This window comes from Massilia sp. CMS3.1, assembly GCF_051262535.1.
In the GTDB taxonomy this organism is placed as follows: Bacteria; Pseudomonadota; Gammaproteobacteria; order Burkholderiales; family Burkholderiaceae_D; genus Telluria.
Window position 1 is genome coordinate 1 of record NZ_JBIMES010000082.1, and the last position, 666, is coordinate 666.

General features: G+C 53.6%; 1 protein-coding gene. It reads left to right on the forward strand.

The features are described 5' to 3' along the window. Nucleotides 1-230 precede the first annotated feature (230 nt). Complete coding sequence (locus ACHAC9_RS24520; RefSeq protein ID WP_435764426.1) at nucleotides 231-560, forward strand: H-NS histone family protein; 330 nt, start codon at nucleotides 231-233, stop codon at nucleotides 558-560. Nucleotides 561-666: the final 106 nt, after the last annotated feature.

Here is a 666-nt window from a genome sequence, read left to right on the forward strand (position 1 = left end):
AGTGGCAGCTTTTGGCCGACTAGTCGTCCTTTGTTCCAGGGAACAGAATGCTTCCCTTTGTAGATGCTCGCATCCATGATTCCTCCTCGGTGGGTAGGAAGCTGATTTTGCTCCTAGGACCTTGTCCTTGTGTCCAGAGCGAGCACGTGCGCTTCGCTAGCGATTTCATTTTTCCAGCGCATAGTAGAATCGTGGAGAGTACGTTCACTCCTCAAGGTAAAGGAAGCATTATGGCGAACATCGACTTGGCAAGCTACAACCTAAGCGAGCTAAAAGGCCTGCAGCACGACATCGAAAAAGAGATCAAGAGCCGCCAGCAAGGCGAACTGGAGAAAGCACGACAGCAGGTTCTCGCGATTGCCAAAGGGGCTGGCATATCTATCGATGAGCTGCTTACTACCGGCACGAAAAAATCAAACAAGGGTAAAGGACAGAAGGTACAGGCGCAGTATCAAAATCCCGCGGATAACGATCAAACCTGGACAGGCCGAGGACGGCAGCCGAAGTGGATCGCGGAAGGCATCGCGGGCGGCAAGACGCTAGATGACTTCCGCATTTGATCTCAGCAGTTACGCTCGCCAGGTCTCCGACTGATGGGATATGTGAAAATTGCGTGCAGACTGCCGGCAGATGGGCGGCAGCCGGCCAACGTAAGTCCGCTGTCGG

What these genes read in the sequence shown, in the direction of transcription:
- ACHAC9_RS24520 (WP_435764426.1), top strand. Translation starts at nt 231, where the DNA reads ATGGCGAACATCGACTTGGCAAGCTACAACCTAAGCGAGCTAAAAGGC.